This is a genomic window from Mesorhizobium sp. ISC25 (assembly GCF_042295465.1).
In the GTDB taxonomy this organism is placed as follows: domain Bacteria; phylum Pseudomonadota; class Alphaproteobacteria; order Rhizobiales; family Rhizobiaceae; genus Mesorhizobium.
Map to the genome: position 1 here is coordinate 1,731,751 of NZ_CP135441.1, position 16,852 is coordinate 1,748,602.

Here is a 16,852-nt window from a genome sequence, read left to right on the forward strand (position 1 = left end):
CGGCGAGGTCACCAGGCGGTGCCTTTGAGTCTGGTCAAAGAGAATTCCAGATCGGCAAGGTTGTCGGCGGCCGTGCCTTCGCCGGAAATGGTGTTGTGGACGGCGGTCCAGAACTCGCTCGATGCCTCATTGTACCTGCTCTTGGCTTGAGCCGAGGGACGCGGCACCGCGTTGAGGACGACTTCCTTCCAGCGCGGAATCACCGGCTGGGCGCTGGCGATGTCGGCATCGTCATAGAGTGCCTCGATGGTCGGCAGATATGCCCCCTTCAAGGCGCGGTACTTCTGCATCTGAGGCGAGGCGATCCATCTGACCAGCTCGATCGCTGCATCCGGGTTCTTCGAATATTTGGAAACCGCGAGATTCCAGCCGCCAAGCGTTGCTGCCGGGTGCGCACCCTCACCCGACCCCGGCGGCAGCGTGGTCACTTCGAACTTGCCTTTGATGGGGGAGCTTTCGCTGTTGCCAAGTGCGTAGGCGTAGGGCCAGTTGCGCATGAAGACGGCGTTGCCGGTCTGCCAGACTCCGCGCGACTCCTCTTCCTGGTAGGCTAGAACGCCGGGCGGCGAGATGGTTCCCACCCAGCTCCTCGCCATTTCCAGCGCTGCAGCTGCTTGCGGATTGTTGATGGAGATCGTGCCGTCCGGCTCGATAATCTGGCCGCCGCCGTTCGACTTCACCCATTCGAGTGCATCGCAGGTCAGCCCCTCATAGGCGTTGCCCTGGAAAACGAAGCCCCACATGTCCTTGTTGCCGGCGTCGTGCTCCTTGTCCATGACGAGCTTGGCGGTGTCGGCAAGCTCGGCCCAACTGGCCGGGACCCTGGCGCCGTATTTGTCGAGGAGGTCCTTGCGGTAGTAGAGCGCCGGAGCGTCGGTGAAGATCGGCAAGGCGACCAGCTTGCCGTCCACGGTCTGCGATTTGATGATCGATGGAAAATGGGCGCCAACGACATCCTTGGTCGCTTCGGTCAGGTCGATAAACTGCCTTGCAAGCTGGGGAGCCCAGATGATGTCCGTTTGATAGACGTCGACGTCGCTGCTTCCAGCGGCGAGCCAAAGCCGGTATTGGCCAAACTGGTCCGTCGCCGAGGGAGGCAGCGGAACGACGCTAACCCTGTTGCCGGTCTTCTTCTCGTATCGATCGAGGATCTCGCGAAGGATTCTCTGGCCGTTGCCGGTATCGCCGGACACCATGGCGAGGTCGACAGCCCGCGCCGGCCCGGCCGCCAGAACTGCGGCCACGGCAAATGCCGCAAATGCGGGATGAAATTTCATGATGGCGGACCTCCCTTTGGAGCTTCAGGCCGGGTAGCAGAAACAACGTCGACGCCTGACACCGTCTCCGCACACCGGCAGCTCACAAGACGCGTATTCGCCCACCAGCACTGAACTACAAAGATACGCCTTGGTTCCCAACACGAGGGTCCGGCGCCACGCGGTGGCCCCCGGCTGACCCCAACGCCACAGGGAATTGCCGCTGGCATTGGCGAAGGCGATGGTTCAAGAAGGGATCAACGACAGGCTTTCCTTCATGTCCTCCATCCGCCCGCTGATCCCGCTCCTGATCGCCGCCGGCATCCTGCTCGGCGGCAACGGCCTGCAGAGCACCTTGATTGCGCTGCGTGGTGCGCAGGAGGGTTTTCCCGCTTCCTCGATCGGCCTGATGGGCACGTTCTATTTCGCCGGCTTCCTGCTCGGCTGCCTTGCCGTTACCCGCATCATGAAGTCCGTTGGCCATGTGCGCGCCTTTTCGGCACTCGCGGCGATCGCCTCGGCGGGAACGCTGCTTCTGGTGCTGGTCATCGATCCGGTGATGTGGTGCGCCGTGCGCTTTGCCGGCGGGTTCTGCTTTGCCGGCCTGTTCACCATCATGGAAGCCTGGCTGAATTCCGGCGTCACCAACACCGACCGGGCGCGGGTGCTTGCCATCTACCGCATGGTCGATATCGGCTCGGTGACGGGCGCCCAGTTCCTGATCCCGATCTTCGGCGCCGGCGGCTTTGCCATCTTCGCCATCATGTCGATGATGATCACCGTTTCGCTGGTGCCGGTTTCGCTCGGCGACCGCTCCAATCCGACGCCGCCGGAAGACGTCAAGCTCGATTTGGCGCGCGTCTGGCGGATTTCACCGCTCGGCTGCTTCGGCTGCATCGCCGTCGGCGTCACAAACAGCGCCTTCCGCACCCTATCGCCGGTCTATGCCGAGCAGATCGGCATGTCGGTCGCCGACGTCGTCACCTTCGTCAGCGTCGGCATTTTCGGCGGCGCCATCATCCAATACCCGCTCGGCTATCTCTCCGACCGCTGGGACCGGCGCTCGGTCCTGCTGATGACGACGTGCTGTGCGATGGTGGCGGCACTGGCGCTGGCCTTCGTGGCAGGCGGCAGTCCGTTCCTCAACTTCCTGCTCGTCTTCATCTTCGGCTGCTTCGCCATGCCGCTCTATTCGCTGTCGGCGGCGCATTCCAACGACCGCGCCGACAAGGGCGAGTTCGTGCTGATCAATGCAGCCTTGATGCTGTTTTATTCCTTCGGCGCCATCGGGGGGCCGTTCGCCGCCTCGACGGTGATGCAATTTTTCGGGCCGAGCGCGCTGTTCGTGTTCAGCGCCACCGTCTATGCGATCTTCGTGGCCGTCATCCTTTACCGGATGCAGGCGCGCTCCGCCGTGCCGGCAAGCCATCGCAGCCGTTTTACGGCGCTGTTGCGCACGTCTACAGTTTTTGCCCGGTTGGCGAAGCGGAATGCTGATCCCGATGAACCCGCAAAGCCCCGATAGAGGTGCTTACGCTTGACGAAAGCGCGCGCGGCTGAAATTGAAAGAGACCCTATCCCTTGCCAAAAGCGATTTGATGCACGTCATCACCACCCAGAAAGAACTCGAGACCGCTATTACCGCTTTCGAAAAGGCGGAGTTCGTCACCGTCGATACCGAATTCATTCGCGAAACGACCTTCTGGCCGATCCTGTGCCTGATCCAGATGGCAGCGCCCGGGGTAACGGCACTGATTGATCCGCTGTCGCCCGACATCGACCTGAAACCGTTCTTCAGGCTGATGGCCAACGAGGCGATCGTCAAAGTCTTCCATGCGGCGCGGCAGGACATCGAAATCATTGTTCATCTCGGCGATCTGGTGCCGCATCCGGTGTTCGACACCCAGGTCGCGGCGATGGTCTGCGGCTTCGGCGACAGCGTCTCCTACGACCAGCTGGTGCAGCGCATCACCGGCGCGAGGCTCGACAAGTCCTCGCGCTTCACCGACTGGCGCCACCGTCCGCTGTCCGAAAAGCAGCTCGACTACGCGCTCGCCGACGTCACCCACCTGATCGAGGTCTACAAGCATCTCAGCGCCGAGCTGGTGCGGGAAAACCGCGCCCACTGGCTGAACGAGGAGATGGACGTGCTGACCTCGCGCGAGACCTACGATCCACATCCCGAGGATGCCTGGAAGCGGCTCAAGATGCGGCTGCGCAAGCCGCAGGAACTGGCGATCGTTCAGGCGGTGGCCGCCTGGCGCGAACGCGAAGCGCGCGAGCGCGACGTGCCGCGCGGCCGTGTGCTCAAGGACGATGCGATCTACGAAGTGGCGCAGCAGGCGCCGCGCGACTCGGCGGCGCTGAGCAAGCTGCGCACCACGCCGAAGGGCTGGGAACGCTCTTCGACGGCGACGGCATTGCTTGGCGCAGTCAACGCTGCCCTTGCCCTGCCCAGGGAAGAGATGCCGAAGCTGCCGAAGAGCTTCCAGCCGCCGGAGGGGTCGAGCGCCGCTGCGGAGTTGCTGAAGGTGCTGCTGCGGATCGTTGCCGAAAAAGAGGGCGTCGCATCCAAGGTACTCGCCTCCAGTGACGACATCGACCGCATCGCTGCCGAGGGCGAGGAAGCCGACGTGCCTGCATTGCAAGGTTGGCGGCGTGCCGTTTTCGGCGAGGCCGCGCTCAAGCTGGTGCGCGGTGAACTCGCCATCAGGTTCGACAAACGCAAGATCGCTGTGTTCGACGTGCAGCCTTGATCTGCTCAGACCAGGCCGAGCAGATGCAGCGCCAGCCATATCCAGCCAAGTGCGAGAACTACCGCGCCCAGGTAGAATGCCCTGCTGCGCAGAATTAGCCGATTGCTGGTCAAGTGGACCGATGCGTGAAGAAAGCGGGAGACGACAAAGATCCACATCAGGGCCAAGGTCAGATAATTGACGCCATTGGTCACGTGCAGCGTCAAGCATAAGACGTAGAAAAGCACTGGCAGTTCGAACTGGTTGCTCAGATTGTTGGCGACGCTGATGCTGGAACCAGGCTCCGTCGAGCGCGTCTTGAACTGGCCGGTCTTGGCTTCGCCCGATCTGACCGCATCATAGCGGCGCCGGCCCATTACTACATAGACGATATAGACCAGCAGCACCTGCGCCAGCATCGGCCAGAAGATCGCGGTCTGGTTCAAGACGCCCCCTGTCGTTGTCACCCAGCCTTCAAGGCCGTTTCTGAGCCATCAGAGTGAAAGCCGCAATGACGGTCACCGGCACCGCCAGAAGCGCGAATTTGGTGACGATCAGCGCCGAGGCGAAGGATAGCGAATCCGGATTGGCCGACAGGAAATCGGACAAAAGACGAGCCACGGCGATGTTCTGGGCATAGTCGGCAAGCGTGTAGGGCAGCACCAACACGGCTGCGAATATCGGCTGGGTTTGCGCAGGCAGTGCACGGAAGTTTTTCAGCCGCCGGCCCGTGGCCAGGATCAGGCTGACCATCGTCAGCGACAGCAGCGCCGGAAACAGCAGGTCGAAGGTCAGGTAATGCCAGACGAGAATAATCTCGCTGCCGCGCCGGCCGAGGGCCGTTAGCCAGGCCATGCCCTCATCCGGAGTGAAACCGGCATAGCGGATGTCGAGCGACGGCAGACCGCCGCTCAATTGACGAAAATAGAGGAACTCCATCGCCGTCATCATGATGAAAACCGCCACGGTGGCGACACAGAGTGCGGCCGCGTGGCGCGACAGCCGCAGGATCATTGCCGCCAGATTGCGCCAAGACGCATGACGGTCAGGCTCCGCCAGGATAATTCGGGCTTTCGCGGGTAATCGTGACGTCATGGGCGTGGCTTTCACGAAGTCCGGCATTGGATATCCGCACAAAAGTGGCGCGCTCGCGGAAATCGGCAAGGTCGCGGCCACCGACATAACCCATAGCGGCTTTCAGGCCGCCTGCAAGCTGGTGCAGCACGCCAGACACAGGTCCTTTGTACGGCACCTGCCCTTCGATGCCTTCCGGGACCAGTTTCAACGTGTCGCGCACCTCGGCCTGGAAGTAACGATCGGCGGAGCCGCGCGCCATCGCGCCGACCGAGCCCATGCCGCGATAGGCTTTGAAGGAGCGGCCCTGATGCAGATAGACCTCGCCCGGGCTCTCGTCGGTTCCGGCCAGCAGCGAACCGATCATCGCTGCGCTGGCCCCGGCGGCCAGCGCCTTGGCGAGATCGCCCGAATATTTGATGCCGCCATCGGCAATGACCGAGACGCCCGATTTCTGCGCCGTCTCGACCGCCGACATGATTGCCGAGAGCTGCGGCACGCCGACGCCGGCGACGATACGGGTGGTGCAGATGGAGCCTGGTCCGATGCCGACCTTGACCGCGTCGGCGCCGGCATCGATCAGCGCCAGCGTGCCTTCCGATGTGGCGACGTTGCCGGCCAGGATGCGAACCGAGTTGGAAAGCTTCTTGGCCCGCGTCACCGCATCCAGGACGCGCTGCGAATGACCGTGCGCCGTGTCGATCACCAGAAGGTCGACGCCGGCGTCGATGAGGCGCTCGGCCCGCTCGAAACCGTCATCGCCGACGCTGGTGGCGGCGGCGGCGCGCAAGCGTCCCTGCGCATCCTTGGTGGCGTGCGGGTTGAGCTGCGACTTCTCGATGTCCTTGACCGTGATCAGCCCAACGCAATTGCCGTCCCGATCGACCACAACCAGCTTCTCGATGCGGTGCTGGTGCAGCAGCCGCTTGGCTTCGTCCTGATCGACGTTCTCCTTGACGGTGATCAGGTTCTCGCGGGTCATCAGCTCATAGACCTTCTGCGCCGGGTCGGAGGCGAAGCGGACGTCGCGGTTGGTCAGGATGCCGACCAGCCGGCCGACCGTGTGGCCGCCGCTGCCGCCGTTCTCGACCACCGGAATGCCCGAAATGCTGTAGGTGCGCATCAGGCCCAGCGCATCGGCGAGCGTCGCCTCGGGACCGATGGTGACGGGGTTGACCACCATGCCGGATTCGAATTTCTTCACCTGCCGCACCTGCTCGGCCTGTTCGGCCGGCGAGAAATTGCGGTGGATGACGCCTATGCCGCCGGCCTGGGCCATGGCGATGGCGAGCCGCGCCTCGGTGACCGTGTCCATGGCGGCCGACAGGATCGGCACGTTGAGGTCGATGTCGCCGGCGATGCGGGTGCGGATGTCGGTCTCGCCGGGCATGACCTCGGAATGACCGGGCTGCAACAGCACGTCGTCAAAGGTCAGCGCCAATGCGCCGGTGGACGTCTCGATGATTTTTGCCATGGCCAGCCCTCGGAATGCAGGAAAGGCGCTCGCCCTGATGGACAGCGCCGACTCGTCTTCTTCCCTTTCAGGATTGGCGCTGGCTCGTAACACGTCCCGTCGCCGTTGAAAAGCCGATGGTTGTGTAGTGGCAAAGCTGCATTTGCCGCAGGTGCTGCAAGACTTGCGGTTCGCAAAAACGTGACAGCAAATTAATGCGACATCCGGGCCAAGCCATGATAACCGCCCTATGTTCCGGTTTGGCCCCAAGGCCGGCAAGCAATCGCGACGCACATTTTCAAGGCCGGATCCATCGTGAACCGCACCATTCCGCTTATCCTGGCGGTCGCTCTATTCATGGAAAACATGGATTCGACCGTCATTGCGACATCGTTGCCGGCGATCGCCATCGACATCCACACCAGCCCGATCGCGCTCAAGCTGGCGCTGACCGCCTATCTGGTATCGCTGGCGATCTTCATTCCGATCAGCGGCTGGATGGCCGACCGCTTCGGCGCCAAGAATGTCTTCCGCGCCGCGATCGCCGTGTTCATCGTCGGTTCGGTCGCTTGCGCCATTTCCAATTCGCTGCCGGCTTTCGTGGTCTCACGCTTTCTGCAAGGCATTGGCGGCGCCATGATGACGCCGGTCGGGCGCCTGGTGCTGGTACGCGCGACGCCGAAAAGCGAACTCGTCGCCGCCATGTCGTGGCTGACCGTTCCGGCTCTGGTCGGACCCCTGGTCGGTCCGCCGGTCGGCGGCTTCATCACTACCTATTTTTCCTGGCACTGGATTTTTCTGATCAATGTGCCGATCGGCCTGATCGGCATCTGGCTGGCCACGCGTTTCCTGCCGAAAACCGATCCTGCCGAGACGCCGCCGCTTGATTTCACCGGTTTCGTGCTGAGCGGGTTGGCGGCATCGGGCATTGTGTTCGGGCTGTCGGTGGTCAGCCTGCCGGCTCTGCCGCCCGCTGCCGGCTTTATCACCGTTGCCGTCGGACTGGCGTCGGCGGTGCTTTACCTGCTGCACGCGCGCCACGCCAAGAATCCGCTGCTGGCGCTCGAGCTGTTTCGCAATCGGGTGTTCCGCTCGTCGGTGCTCGGCGGCGGACTGTTCCGTATCGGCATTGGTGCCGTACCTTTTCTTTTGCCGCTGATGTTCCAGATCGGTTTCGGGTTGACGCCGTTCCAGTCCGGCATGATCACTTTCGTCTCGGCAATCGGCGCCATAGGCATGAAATTCGTCACTGCCCTGATCTTCAGGGTCGCGGGCTTCCGCCGTGTGCTGATTTCAGGCTCGCTCATCGCTGCCGCGTCGATTGCCATCAACGGCCTGTTCACACCCGATACGCCCTATGGGCTGATCCTCGCCATGCTGCTCGCCGGGGGCTTCATCCGCTCGATGTTCTTCACCGGCATCAATGCGCTTGCCTACGCCGAGATTTCGGCCGCCGACACGAGCAAGGCGACGCCGATCACGGCGGTGTTCCAGCAGTTGGCGATCGCGCTCGGTGTGGCGCTGGCCGGCGGCATCCTGGAAGTGTCGACCAAGATCCATGGTGGCCCACTGACGCTGAGCGACTTCCACACCGCCTTCTTCATCGTAGCGGCGGTGTCGGCGGCAGCCTCGCTGTCGTTCATGCGGCTGGCGCCGGACGCCGGCAATGCCGTATCGGGACATGGCCGACTGACGCCGCCGAAGACGCTGGAGCCGGTGAGCCCGCCGGGGAGTTGACCTTTGCTCGTGCTTACGGACGCCGGAGGGACAGCGCCCCCCTCTGTCCTGCCGGACATCTCCCCCACTTGGGGGGAGATCGGACGTGACATCGGCTTTCGCCAATGTTCAACGTTGCAGGATTAGACGGCGCGCCGAAGCTGCCAATCTCCCCCCTCGTGGGGGAGATGTCCGGCAGGACAGAGGGGGGCGCGAAGGATCACCACAGAGCGATTTTCACGCCGCGCCGTTTCCGCCTTTAAAATCCTTCGCCAACAAATAGAGCTCCACCGACTCATCGCGCGAGGCCGGCGGCTTGACGTGATGGACGGAGCGGAAATTCCGCTTCAGCCTGGCCAGCAATTCGTTCTCGGCGCCGCCCTGAAACGTCTTAGCGAGGAAATGTCCCCCCGGCTTCAGTACCGACAGCGCGAAATCGGCCGCCACCTCGCACAAATGCATGGTGCGGATGTGGTCGGTCCGCTTGTGGCCGGTGGTGGGTGCGGCCATGTCGGAGAGCACGATGTCCGGCGGCCCGCCCAGCGTCTCGGCCAGCTTCTCGGGTGCCTGGGGATCGAGGAAATCCATCAGCAGCACCGGCGCGCCCGGCACCGCGTCCATCTCCAGATAGTCGATGCCGACGACGTTCGGGTGTTCCGCGGTAGATTTCGTACGTGCGGCGGCGACCTGGCACCAGCCGCCGGGTGCCGCACCAAGGTCAATCACCTTCATGCCGGGCTTGAGCAAATGGTGCTTGTCGTCGATCTCGATCAACTTGTACGCCGCGCGCGAGCGATAGCCATCGGCCTTCGAGCGCTGGACATAGGGATCGTTGATGTGGCGCTGCAGCCAGCGGCGCGACGATTCCTTCAGGCCGCTTTTCTTCTTGATCTTCGTCTTCAGCACGCGAATGCCGGCCGAACTCGGCTTTTCAGGTTTCTTGGTCATTGCCGGCCTCGCCGCCAGACGCCGTCATCGGCCATCAATTCGCTCAATATGCCCTCGCGCAGGCCACGGTCGGCGACACGCAGCCGCTCCGACGGCCAGACGGCACGGATCGCCTCCAATATGGCGCAGCCGGCCAGAACCAGGTCGGCGCGGTCGGCGCCGATGCAAGGGTTGGCGACGCGCTGCTGGAAATCCCAGCCGACCAGTCTTTCGACCATGCGGTCGACGCTGTCGCGATCCATCCACAGCCCGTCGACACGGCGGCGGTCGTAGCGATCGAGATCGAGATGGACGCCGGCCAGCGTCGTCACCGTGCCCGACGTGCCGAGCAGATGGAATTTCGGGCTGGACAGGAGGTGGCTCAGCCGGTCGCGCCCATCGAAGGCGCGCAGCCGCATTGCGACGTCCTCGACCATGGCGCCAAAGATCTCGCGGGTCACCGTGCGGCCGCCAAAACGCTCGGCCAGCGAGACGACGCCGACCGGCAGCGAGGTCCACGAGACGATATGGTTGGCAAGCCTTGGCGAGCGCTGACCGGTGAGGTCGATCAGCGCGATTTCGGACGAGCCGCCGCCGATGTCGAACAGCACGACGCCTTGCGTGTCGCGCTCGACCAGCGAGCCGCAGCCCGACACTGCCAGCCGCGCCTCGGTCTGGCGGTCGATGATCTCGAGCTTCAGGCCGGCCTCGCGCTCGACGCGCTCGAGGAACTCGACGCCGTTGGCGGCGGTGCGGCAGGCCTCGGTGGCGATCAGCCTGGCCTTCCTGACCTTGCGGTTGCGCAATTTGTCACCGCAGATCTTCAGCGCCTCGACCGCGCGGTCCATTGCGGCCTCGCCGAGCCGGCCATTGGCGGTAAGCCCCTCGCCCAGCCTGACAATACGCGAGAAGGCATCGATGACGCGGAACTGGCCATGACACGTCGGCACCGCGACCAGCAGGCGGCAATTGTTAGTGCCGAGATCTAGCGCGGCAAATACCGGCAATTCCTGCAGCGGTGGCGGCGTGCGGGCACCTTGCCCCGGCCTTGGCGAGGCTGGAGGCAATTGCGCGATCGAAGCCGATTGCGCGATCGAAGATGGGGGCGCGATCGAAGCCGCTGGCTGGGGCTGGCGAGCGGCCGGCGCCTCGTTGGCGGCAGGCACCGACGCGCCGGCCGCCAGCGGACGAGCCTCGTCGCGTGCGAAAACCTTGCGCCCGCGCCGGCGCTTGCGCCGCTTCTTGGGTTTGCCGTTCTGATGCGGGCCGTTCTGACCCTTGTGATCGTGGGACGTGTCGCCAGCCTGTCCATTGCCGGACCGGGGCTGCACCTGACGGCCGTAGCGTCCGGTGGATGGGCTTGCCTGGCCGGACGGCGTCGGCGAACCCCTGGACACGCCCACTTCCGGCGCGCCAGCGCCGGCGTCGTGGTCTTCCACTGTCGTTCCTTCCGGCGCCGCGCGAACCGAGACCGGACGCAGCAGGCGCTTTTACATGTTCAAGTTGCGGCCAGACTATCAGCGCCGGGCCGGATCACCAAGAGTGCTCGCGGCGAATTTTGCCGGCGGCGTTGTCTCGCCCGTGCCCTCGGCGGAGGATGGCGCGCCTTCCCGGTTGAATAGCCGGCTTCAATGAGGCATTTCTGAAATGAACCATTCGGGACCGCGGGCGGTTTTCCTGCTGCGAACCGAAAAACGGGTACGGGCTGCAAACGCATGATCCTCACGCCATGAACTGGAGGCGCTATTTCTGGCCCGTGATCGGCATCGCCGCGGTGGTGTTCTCGCTGTGGCTGTTGCTGCACGAATTGCGCGGCATCTCGCTCGACGACGTCTGGGACGGCATAGTCGCCATCCCGGCGCGCGGCTGGGTGCTGGCGGCACTGAGCTCGGTCGTCGCCTATGCCTCGCTCGCCGGCTACGACCACATCGCACTGCTGCACATCGGCAAAAAAGTCTCGTGGCTGTTCGTCACCTTCTGCTCGTTCACCACCTACGCGCTGTCGCACAATATCGGCGGCTCGGTATTTTCCGGTGCGGTGATCCGCTACCGCGCCTACGGCACCAAGGGCCTGACCGGGCAGGACGTCGGCATTCTGGTGGCGATCTGCTGGATCACCTTCGTGCTGTCGACGCTGTTCGTCTCCGGCATCGTCCTGCTGCTCGAGCCTGAGGTGATCGACCGGTTTTCCGGCACGCCGCACCACAAGCTGTCGCAAGCAGCAGGGCTTGCCATGCTGCTCGTGGTGGCGGCCTATGTCTTCGGCAGCTGGCTGCATCTGAGGCCGCTGAGGATCGGCAGCTTTCAGCTGCACTACCCGGCGCTGCCGATCGTGGCGCGGCAATTGCTGGTCGGCCCGATCGAGCTGCTGGCGGCGGCAGCGATCATCTTCTTCGCCCTGCCCGCCACCGGCAATCCCGGCTATTTCGTCGTGCTCGGCGTGTTCCTGGTGTCGTTCTCGATCGCGCAGATCTCGCATGCGCCGGGCGGGCTCGGCGTCTTCGAGGTGGTGTTCCTCGCCGGCTTGTCGCATATGGACCAGGTCGGCGTGCTGGCGGCGCTGCTGGTGTTCCGGCTGTTCTACCTGATCATTCCGCTGCTGATCGCGCTCGGCGTAGTGCTCTATTTCGAGCGCTCGCAATTCAGCCGCAGCGAGAGTTGAAGGCGCCGGAAGCCGACGATTGAGCCCAGACACAGGGTTGACTATTTTCCGGCGGCGGCTACAAGGCACGCGCGGCGACATCGTCGCCCTGCCCGCGTGGTTTTCAACAGCCGCGCCTGCTGGGGAATAGGTTAACGGTAGACCCACGGACTCTGACTCCGTTAGTCCTGGTTCGAATCCAGGTTCCCCAGCCAAATTTGTTTGCGTTAATTTGTAGGTTTGCCACACACCTCAGTCGACCGGATGCGCTTGTCTTGATATGGCGGTAGCGCAATCTCTGTAAAGCCGACCCGTCAATCAGTGGCCGAAAGGGCTCGTGTTAAAAGGGGAACCCGGATGCGTGCCCGTTCAGCTTTCTTCCTCGCACCCATCGCTCCGGCCATACTGCCTGGCTACAATTTGCACTTACATCGCCCTGAGACGGTCGCAATATCAGGTTTCATTGTCGTCTGCCTTGTATTCTACGTCCTGGAAATAGCGGTCGGGATACCCACTTTCTATTTCCTTGCGCGGCAGCGGTGACAGTATTTTTGGGCTTACACGGTGGTTGGATTTCTTGGAGTTTTTATTTCGATATTTGTTCTTTGCCTCATCCGATGGAACGAAACATACGCCATTGGCCCAGTTCTCTATGCCTGCGCCTACGTGGGAATATTCGGTGGCTGTACAGGCTTGATTTTCTGGCTTCTGGCACGACCAGACAAGGCACTCCGGAAGCACGAGCCATTAGTGGCATAACGGGAATTGTCTGCCGCGTCGCCGATGTCGCGGTTTTCGATGCGCCCGTGGGGCCGAGAGCATCGCCGGGCAAATCGGCAAAGCCGTGAAACCGGAAAACGAGGCAGGCGGCGAAAAGAAAATAGCACTGTCACGGTAATCCGCACGGCGGTGATGATCAGGCGGGCGTCGGAGCGGATTTGCAGCGCCAAACTCCTTCTGTGCCCTAACCTATCCGGTGCAACTGGCCACCCATATTCATCAGGTAGCCGACACGAACTTTCGGCATAGCCCTTTGCTCTTCGGGAACGTAACCAACCCCCATGGGGAAGTTTCCGAAAGGGGCGTGATTCTTGCCCGCGAGATAGAGGAGCAGCGTTTCCGTAGCCGCCGTTAGGCCCTCAATCCACGCCGACATGAATGCTGCAAGATCCGTTTCCTCTAGGGGGGTCTTGGGATGAACAACTGCGATTGAAGGCGGATAAACTTTTCCGTCTGGTCTGAGCTGAAAATCCCTCGCCACGATCCGTTGATTTTCTTTACGGTGTTCGACGCAATGTCGAGCGTTGCGAACCTGATGCCCAAAGAGTGCCACAGCCTTTGCGTATGCCGTTGATGGGTCGGTCTCTCCAAAGGCTTTTGTAAAGGTTACAGCGAGATTGTCAGGAAATTTTCCTTCGGCTTTCATTTGCGGACCGTAAAAAATTTCAGCCAGGCGATATATTGCCTGAAGCGTGTGTTCCGCCTTCTGGATGAACGTATTCGCTCGAGTCTCGACCTCCGTGACGGCCGGCAATCTCGTCGGATCTTTCGACGCCTCTATATCGGCAATTCGCTTTTCTTGGTCTGCCTCAAGATGATCCAGAACCTTCTGCGCCGCCAAAAGCTGAGTCATGATTTCGGCCGACATCAACACCACTCGGTCTCTTAACTTCGCATCCGGGAAATGAGTTTTGGTAAAAAGTGCGTCCGCCGACAGCAACGTTCGGGCAACGATGTCGGATTCAGAACCGGCCTCGGCGAATAATTGCTGAGTGTTGGGAAGATTAATATTCGTGCGATCAGGATCAATTTGATCCGCAAGCCTTATTTCATGAACTGAGCTCTGCTTTATTATAAAGAGCGAATCCGTGGTCGCGACCATATTCAGGACCGCTGATCCGTCCCCCTTGCCGCCGATTGTCATTGAGAACGCGGCTTCTCGTTGTGCATCGATTGGACGCTTGGGTGGCTTACTCATTGTCACACATAGCTTACGATATCGCCGTCAGGATCAGCCCGGCGATAACCTTCACCGACAACAGCATCACAACCAAAGCCAGCAGGATCGTGCCCAGAGACATGGCGACGTTGTAGACCCATTCGCGCCTCGGATTCGACGGGTGCAAAATCGTCTGGGGAAGGAAAGTCTGAAGATAAGCCAAGATCGCCAGGCCGATGACTAGCGAACAAATCGATAGTATGTTGCTGCCGGTTTTCAGATAGCCAGCCCAAAATGCGGATAGCAGAATCAGGTATTCGAAGAACTCCAGGATGTGTTGAGCCACATCTCTCACCATCGCGGTCTTAATCGAAAACGGTGTGAAGAATTGTTGCGCTTTCATCGTCGTTCCTCAGACAAATCAGGTCGGCAAATGGGATGTCATCTGAGGTGGCGTTTTCGGTCCCACTCCAATTGCTCAATGTGCTGAGGTTCAAGCCTGACAACCCATGTGTTTCCATCACGGCGGTCGAGGGCGAAGTTCCAGGATCCCTTATCCGGGCTCGGACCGCTCACAGCGACATTATCACCCTGATTATCAATCACATGAAGCGTGATCTTTTTTTCGGCAATTGCCACCACGAGCATATCAGTTTCGCGCACCGACCCAATGGACTGGTCGAATACGATGACCATCTCATCGCGGAGAGAATTGGCGTCGGCGATACCATGAATAATTCGGCCTAAGCGTAGGTCTTCCGGCATCGTCATACCTCCAGATTTCTTTCTGCTCAGCCATATCACGCATGTGGAGCTTATGACACGGGATGCCGCCAGTGCGATGCGGCCCGACTTGGGCGCCGATTCAAATCGGCACTTTATGCCGATCTTATCCTTGAATTACGGTGACAGTGCACTTTTTACCATGTCGCCCCCGCCGCATGGTGCACCTTGCCCGCGTTCCCGGTCTGCCGCACCCCCAGCACCGCACGGGCGAGCCAAAGTGTTTTCACCTCCGAAGAGTTCCACAATAACTGCTCATCGAGTATTGCCGCGTCGCCGATGTCGCGGTTTTCGATGCACCATATGGCCGAGAGCATCGCCGGCCAAATCGGCGAAGCCGTGAAACCCGGAAACAAGGCAGGCGGCGAAAGAAAATTGTGCATTGTCACCGTAATCGCTCGTGGACCGACGCGACCTGCGGCAGGTGATCCTGGCACGAAGAGCCGGGGCATGATCGGCTGGAGATGGACGCATGACAACCACCGCAAAATGCGGGTCTGGATGATGACCTCTGGCAGCCAAACCCCGTCTGCGTTAGAATGGGACAGGGGGACATCCACCAACCCAGCAAGGGAGGTCCGCCATGAAAGTCAAAGACGCAATGCATAAGGGTGTCGACTGGGTCAGCCCCGAAACCGCTGTCACCGAACTGGCGAAAATGATGCGAGCCCAGGATATCGGGTCGATTCCCATTGGAGAGAACGACCGACTGATCGGAATGGTGACCGACCGCGATATTGTCTGCAAAGGACTGGCGGAGGATGGTTTCGACGGCCGCACCGCAACGGCGCGCGATGTCATGACGGCCGGCATTCACTGCTGCCGCGAAGACGACGACCTGGCCAAGGCCATACGGCACATGGAGGAACTGAAAATCCGCAGGTTGCCCGTGATCAACAAGAATATGCGGATGGTCGGCATCCTTAGCGTCGGCGACGTCAGTCAGTCGGCACCGAAGGAAATGGTGTCCGAATATGTCAAGAGCGTTTCCGCCCACCACCACTGAAGGGCGGCTCGCCCGTGCGCTAAGGCCTCAGTCTGCCGCCGCGCTGGCCACAGCGCGCCGGCAGAAATGTCCGGTCATCGCAGCCGTGGCGCACCGGAAAAGTCCGCCGGAATATTTTCCAATTAATGTTCCATGCACGTCACGAGATACCATGTGTAACCACAGCTGCCACCTCCATGACTACCCTGACGATCAGCGTGGCCATCCAATACCTTTTCCTGACCGTTGCTGATGATCGTGCATGCGGCCCTTACGGCATCCGCCGGCGATGGATTACATCCCACCATTATGTCAGTAGATACAGGGCAACCATTCGCTTGATCCTCGCCCCCACAAACCCGTTTGGTATAATCCGCAGCGGCAGGATCGGCGAGAGCAAGCGTAGCAAATACTAGCGGCAAAGCAAAAAGGCTGTTTCTTGTCATAACAACTCTCCTTGTGCAGTATGGGTTCAAGCGGAGCGCAACGTCAGTTGTTGCGGCATTCGCAGGTGGCCATTGAGCAGCAGTCAGCCTGGCCGCCGATTAACAGGAAAGTGAGCGGTCTGCGCGGGGATCGAATGGACACTAAGCAAAGCAATACAAGAACTCGAGGCTATCACTGCGAATCGCACGGTCTTCCTCCTTCGTCGTTGCTGTATACCTCGCCGCCTGGAGCATCTTGCCCGCGTTCCCGTCTGCCGCATCCCCCAGCATCGTACGGACGAGCCAAAGTATTTTCACGTCCGATGACCATGTGTTATACAAGAACTGCTCATCGCGTATTGCCGAGTCGCTGATGTCGCGGCTATCGATGCACCCGTGGGCCAAGAACATCGCCGGGCAAATCGGCAAAGCCGTGAAACCCGGAAACGAGGTAGGCGGCGTGCAACGCTTATACGTAGTTAGCTGTATAGTCAGCATCAAATCCCGTCATGCAATAGCCCTGTATCGCCTTTAGAGCGAAATCTGAATTAGCATATGCTATGCCAATTCCTACCCCGCCGACGTGATGCTCAATCTTAACTTGTTTGCTTCCACTATTGTGAAAAACCATGCAGCCGTCGGCGCGCTTTTGAAGCTGGATATCCGCGCATGCATTCCCGGAGCACGACCCAGCAAGCGCCGAGCCAAGACTTGCTCCCAAGCAAACGGTTGCAGCCAGGGAGTAAATCAGGATCTTGATTTTTTTATTCTTCCATTCAGCGCTCATAGTAACCACCTCCTATAGCAAGAAGATTTTGCGAATCTCTGCATCTCGTGTCTTGACGATGCTCGTCCTATGCTAATCTAGAGTACCGGCAATCTCGCGCCCTCCCAAGGACGTGTAAATGGGTAGCAACA

16 protein-coding genes and 1 tRNA gene are annotated in these 16,852 nt (G+C 60.9%); 6 read left to right on the forward strand and 11 right to left on the reverse strand.

The features are described from left to right. Positions 1-8: 8 nt before the first annotated feature. Positions 9-1,277, reverse strand: a complete 1,269-nt coding sequence (locus RQ479_RS08860; protein WP_376704796.1) for an ABC transporter substrate-binding protein — start codon at positions 1,275-1,277, stop codon at positions 9-11. A 256-nt stretch (positions 1,278-1,533) separates the two neighbouring features. Between RQ479_RS08860 and RQ479_RS08865 the strand changes: the two genes are divergently transcribed. Further along, the gene (locus RQ479_RS08865; RefSeq protein WP_292656229.1) at positions 1,534-2,781 is read left to right on the forward strand and encodes an MFS transporter; all 1,248 of its coding nucleotides are present in this window, start codon (positions 1,534-1,536) and stop codon (positions 2,779-2,781) included. Positions 2,782-2,854: 73 nt separating this feature from the next. Further along, positions 2,855-4,012 carry a ribonuclease D gene (gene rnd, locus RQ479_RS08870; protein WP_376704797.1) on the forward strand — a complete coding sequence of 386 codons (1,158 nt, stop codon included), beginning with the start codon at positions 2,855-2,857 and terminating at the stop codon, positions 4,010-4,012. A 5-nt stretch (positions 4,013-4,017) separates the two neighbouring features. Here the strand turns inward: rnd and RQ479_RS08875 are convergent, their stop codons facing one another. Genes RQ479_RS08875 through guaB form a run of 3 tightly spaced genes read right to left on the reverse strand, consistent with a single transcriptional unit; the run spans position 4,018 to position 6,539 of the window. Beyond that, positions 4,018-4,437 carry an MAPEG family protein gene (locus RQ479_RS08875; protein WP_352465502.1) on the reverse strand — a complete coding sequence of 140 codons (420 nt, stop codon included), beginning with the start codon at positions 4,435-4,437 and terminating at the stop codon, positions 4,018-4,020. Positions 4,438-4,465: 28 nt separating this feature from the next. Beyond that, positions 4,466-5,005, reverse strand: a complete 540-nt coding sequence (locus tag RQ479_RS08880) for a hypothetical protein (RefSeq protein ID WP_376705895.1) — start codon at positions 5,003-5,005, stop codon at positions 4,466-4,468. A 31-nt stretch (positions 5,006-5,036) separates the two neighbouring features. Next, entirely contained in the window at positions 5,037-6,539 is a 1,503-nt protein-coding gene (gene guaB, locus RQ479_RS08885) for an IMP dehydrogenase (RefSeq protein WP_352714887.1), read from the reverse strand. Positions 6,540-6,833: 294 nt separating this feature from the next. Here guaB and RQ479_RS08890 point away from each other — a divergent pair, with 294 nt between their 5' ends. After that, positions 6,834-8,255 carry an MFS transporter gene (locus RQ479_RS08890; protein WP_376704798.1) on the forward strand — a complete coding sequence of 474 codons (1,422 nt, stop codon included), beginning with the start codon at positions 6,834-6,836 and terminating at the stop codon, positions 8,253-8,255. A 216-nt stretch (positions 8,256-8,471) separates the two neighbouring features. Here the strand turns inward: RQ479_RS08890 and RQ479_RS08895 are convergent, their stop codons facing one another. Together RQ479_RS08895 and RQ479_RS08900 are read right to left on the reverse strand one after the other, a co-directional pair. Beyond that, complete coding sequence (locus tag RQ479_RS08895; RefSeq protein WP_352465498.1) at positions 8,472-9,182, reverse strand: RlmE family RNA methyltransferase; 711 nt, start codon at positions 9,180-9,182, stop codon at positions 8,472-8,474. Beyond that, entirely contained in the window at positions 9,179-10,600 is a 1,422-nt protein-coding gene (locus tag RQ479_RS08900; RefSeq protein ID WP_376704799.1) for a Ppx/GppA family phosphatase, read from the reverse strand. The genes RQ479_RS08895 and RQ479_RS08900 overlap by 4 nt, the downstream gene beginning before the upstream one ends. Before the next feature lie 290 nt (positions 10,601-10,890). On the opposite strand from RQ479_RS08900, the gene RQ479_RS08905 reads away from it, so the two are divergent. Both RQ479_RS08905 and RQ479_RS08910 read left to right on the forward strand, forming a co-directional pair. After that, positions 10,891-11,823, forward strand: coding sequence for a lysylphosphatidylglycerol synthase domain-containing protein (locus tag RQ479_RS08905; protein ID WP_376704800.1), 933 nt, complete (start codon positions 10,891-10,893; stop codon positions 11,821-11,823). Between the two features lie 120 nt (positions 11,824-11,943). Then, positions 11,944-12,017 (forward strand) — tRNA-Gln (locus RQ479_RS08910). Positions 12,018-12,766: 749 nt separating this feature from the next. On the opposite strand, the gene RQ479_RS08915 is transcribed toward RQ479_RS08910, so the two are convergent. From RQ479_RS08915 to RQ479_RS08930, 4 genes are all read right to left on the reverse strand, one after another. After that, positions 12,767-13,726 carry a hypothetical protein gene (locus RQ479_RS08915; RefSeq protein WP_376704801.1) on the reverse strand — a complete coding sequence of 320 codons (960 nt, stop codon included), beginning with the start codon at positions 13,724-13,726 and terminating at the stop codon, positions 12,767-12,769. A 67-nt stretch (positions 13,727-13,793) separates the two neighbouring features. Further along, the gene (locus RQ479_RS08920; RefSeq protein WP_376704802.1) at positions 13,794-14,144 is read right to left on the reverse strand and encodes a hypothetical protein; all 351 of its coding nucleotides are present in this window, start codon (positions 14,142-14,144) and stop codon (positions 13,794-13,796) included. 38 nt (positions 14,145-14,182) lie between these two features. Then, on the reverse strand, positions 14,183-14,506 hold the full coding sequence (locus tag RQ479_RS08925) for a hypothetical protein (protein ID WP_376704803.1): 324 nt from the start codon (positions 14,504-14,506) through the stop codon (positions 14,183-14,185). A gap of 155 nt (positions 14,507-14,661) precedes the next feature. After that, complete coding sequence (locus RQ479_RS08930) at positions 14,662-14,913, reverse strand: hypothetical protein (RefSeq protein ID WP_376704804.1); 252 nt, start codon at positions 14,911-14,913, stop codon at positions 14,662-14,664. A 194-nt stretch (positions 14,914-15,107) separates the two neighbouring features. Between RQ479_RS08930 and RQ479_RS08935 the strand changes: the two genes are divergently transcribed. Next, positions 15,108-15,530, forward strand: coding sequence for a CBS domain-containing protein (locus tag RQ479_RS08935; protein ID WP_376704805.1), 423 nt, complete (start codon positions 15,108-15,110; stop codon positions 15,528-15,530). Between the two features lie 873 nt (positions 15,531-16,403). On the opposite strand, the gene RQ479_RS08940 is transcribed toward RQ479_RS08935, so the two are convergent. Continuing rightward, positions 16,404-16,721, reverse strand: a complete 318-nt coding sequence (locus RQ479_RS08940; RefSeq protein ID WP_376704806.1) for a hypothetical protein — start codon at positions 16,719-16,721, stop codon at positions 16,404-16,406. Positions 16,722-16,852: the final 131 nt, after the last annotated feature.

Coding starts and splice junctions, on each gene's coding strand:
- RQ479_RS08860 (WP_376704796.1), bottom strand. CDS start 1,277: ATGAAATTTCATCCCGCATTTGCGGCATTTGCCGTGGCCGCAGTTCTG.
- RQ479_RS08865 (WP_292656229.1), top strand. CDS start 1,534: ATGTCCTCCATCCGCCCGCTGATCCCGCTCCTGATCGCCGCCGGCATC.
- rnd (WP_376704797.1), top strand. CDS start 2,855: ATGCACGTCATCACCACCCAGAAAGAACTCGAGACCGCTATTACCGCT.
- RQ479_RS08880 (WP_376705895.1), bottom strand. CDS start 5,005: ATGATCCTGCGGCTGTCGCGCCACGCGGCCGCACTCTGTGTCGCCACC.
- guaB (WP_352714887.1), bottom strand. CDS start 6,539: ATGGCAAAAATCATCGAGACGTCCACCGGCGCATTGGCGCTGACCTTT.
- RQ479_RS08895 (WP_352465498.1), bottom strand. CDS start 9,182: ATGACCAAGAAACCTGAAAAGCCGAGTTCGGCCGGCATTCGCGTGCTG.
- RQ479_RS08905 (WP_376704800.1), top strand. CDS start 10,891: ATGAACTGGAGGCGCTATTTCTGGCCCGTGATCGGCATCGCCGCGGTG.
- RQ479_RS08915 (WP_376704801.1), bottom strand. CDS start 13,726: ATGACAATCGGCGGCAAGGGGGACGGATCAGCGGTCCTGAATATGGTC.
- RQ479_RS08920 (WP_376704802.1), bottom strand. CDS start 14,144: ATGAAAGCGCAACAATTCTTCACACCGTTTTCGATTAAGACCGCGATG.
- RQ479_RS08925 (WP_376704803.1), bottom strand. CDS start 14,506: ATGCCGGAAGACCTACGCTTAGGCCGAATTATTCATGGTATCGCCGAC.
- RQ479_RS08935 (WP_376704805.1), top strand. CDS start 15,108: ATGAAAGTCAAAGACGCAATGCATAAGGGTGTCGACTGGGTCAGCCCC.
- RQ479_RS08940 (WP_376704806.1), bottom strand. CDS start 16,721: ATGAGCGCTGAATGGAAGAATAAAAAAATCAAGATCCTGATTTACTCC.